This window comes from Borrelia sp. A-FGy1, from assembly GCF_014084025.1.
Classification (GTDB): Bacteria; Spirochaetota; Spirochaetia; order Borreliales; family Borreliaceae; genus Borrelia.
In genome coordinates this window covers 1-1,975 of the sequence record NZ_CP043710.1, presented here as the reverse complement: position 1 = coordinate 1,975, position 1,975 = coordinate 1, and the positions used below count along the sequence as shown (strand labels likewise).

The window sequence follows — 1,975 nt, the reverse complement described above, 5'->3', positions numbered from 1 at the left end:
CGTAATCAATTACATCTTCTGGAAAATCCTTATCAAGAAATACCTGCTTTACATACTCATATCTGGGTTTAGCTTCACGTGCAACATTACTCATATAACCCTCCTTACTGCAATTTAAACACTCTTGTTATCTATACTTAACATCTTTATGTCTTAATATTAACACACATTTTACTTAGTAAGATAAAAATACCTAAATCTTAAAAATGCTTATTTCTAGTTATGTACTATATTTACTAAATATAAAAATAATGCCTTAAAGGTTACCTATATTTTTTAAATACTTTGTTCTTCAGGAGATACTTATGAAGAAATGTAACAAATTTATTTTAATTAGCTTACTTCTCTTATCACTATTCCCCAGCTGCAAACTATTTCAAGGTTTAGGCAACAAGTCTTCTTTGTTAAATGAAACTAATGAAACTACAAAATCAAACAGCCTAGATAAACTATTGCTTAGTAGTAGTGGTTCTAAAAGTAGTAGTGGAGTTAATATAGCAAAACTTGCTTCTAGCAGTAATAAAAACAAAAATCAAAACAAACACAGTCTTGCTGCTCTAGGCAATCTAGATAAAGAGAGTTTAGTGCAAAACCAATCTGAAAATCAGCAAGAAATCGCTTTAAAAAATAAAGTTAGAGAAACATTATCTAGCATTGAACAGAATGCTTTAACAGACATTTCAAAAATTAATGATAAAATTGCTTCTTTAGAAGCCTTACAAAAACAATTAGAAGAAGAATTATCTAATCAAACACATTTAAATAAAAATGAAACTGAAAATGTTGCTGCTAAAGCACAAACTAATAAGCAAGAAGAACAAAAAGGACATAAAGATAGCAATAAAGAACATGCTGCAGTTGCAGACTCAAAAAAAGATGCTTTTATTAAAGAAACTCTTGAAGCTATAAAGAAAAAGATTGAAGAAGAAAAGAAAAGAAAAGCTATTCTAGAAGAGCAAGAAAGACAGAAACAACAAGAGCTTGATAAGATTAAAGCACAACAAGAGGAAGAGAGAAAAAAGAGAGAGGAAGAGAGGAAAAAAAGAAAAGAAAAGAAAGCAAGATTTCAAAAATTCATGCAAACTACTTCTGACTTAACTGAAAAAGCTAACATGGCTGAAGATAAGACTTATCTTATTATTGAAAAGCTTGAAGATCTTAAAAAAGGTATCCCTGATAAGGGAAGTAAGGAAAGCAAAGATAGTAAAGATAAAGAAAAATTAAACAAGTCCCTTGAAAATATTATTTATGAGATTACAAAACTTAGTGGTCTTATAGAAGCAAAAGATAAGATTGATGAGCGTAAGAAATTAGGCTTTCAAACAGAAAAGGAATTTGATGATAAGTTTGCAACCTTAAAGCAAATCAAAAACATTCTAAAGGTTTTATGTGGTAGGGCTAAAGGTCATCTTGGTGGTAATCTTTCTAGCGTTACTGTTGATGGGATCACTAAAGATAATGTAGATCAAGCTACCCTTATTATTAAGCTAATACAAAAAACATTAATTTATATTAATGAGAGTAAGAGTAATCTTGTTAGCATACTTGAAGAATTAGAAAAAGATGCAGAATATAAAATAAATAAAATAAAGGCATAAGAAAAGGGCCTTTTAAGGGCTCTTTTTATTTATTTCAAATGATTTTTAAGATCATCTAATGGGATTATCCCTACTAAATAATCCAACAAATCCAGCAGTAATGCAAAATGACTTGCATGCTAAAACTAATGCAAAAGCAGAAGTATCTAAATCATCTATTCCTTCAGAAGAAGAAATTAAATCTAAATTAGATACTTTTGTAAAAGAAGAACATGAAAAAGCATCTCTTGCAGCAATTCAAAATGCTGATCATATTCTTAAAAACGCTAATTCTGAAAATAAATTAGACGATACACTCCGTGAGTTTAAAGAATTTCATGAAAAAATATCAAACTTATTATTCTCTAATTTAGATACATCTTCAGATAGAAAGACAC

2 protein-coding genes and 1 pseudogene are annotated in these 1,975 nt (G+C 28.9%); 2 read left to right on the top strand and 1 reads right to left on the bottom strand.

Annotated features, from left to right (window positions below; all coding sequences use genetic code 11):
- Positions 1 to 94: Bdr family repetitive protein (gene bdr / locus F0310_RS05865; RefSeq protein ID WP_232535993.1), on the bottom strand; the 94-nt coding region annotated here is incomplete at its 3' end.
- Between the two features lie 211 nt (positions 95 to 305).
- On the opposite strand from bdr, the gene F0310_RS05860 reads away from it, so the two are divergent.
- Both F0310_RS05860 and F0310_RS05580 read left to right on the top strand, forming a co-directional pair.
- A complete protein-coding gene (locus F0310_RS05860; RefSeq protein WP_232535992.1) occupies positions 306 to 1,598 on the top strand; it encodes a hypothetical protein in 1,293 nt (430 codons plus the stop codon).
- 58 nt (positions 1,599 to 1,656) lie between these two features.
- A pseudogene (locus tag F0310_RS05580) lies at positions 1,657 to 1,975 on the top strand (hypothetical protein); the annotation flags it as partial.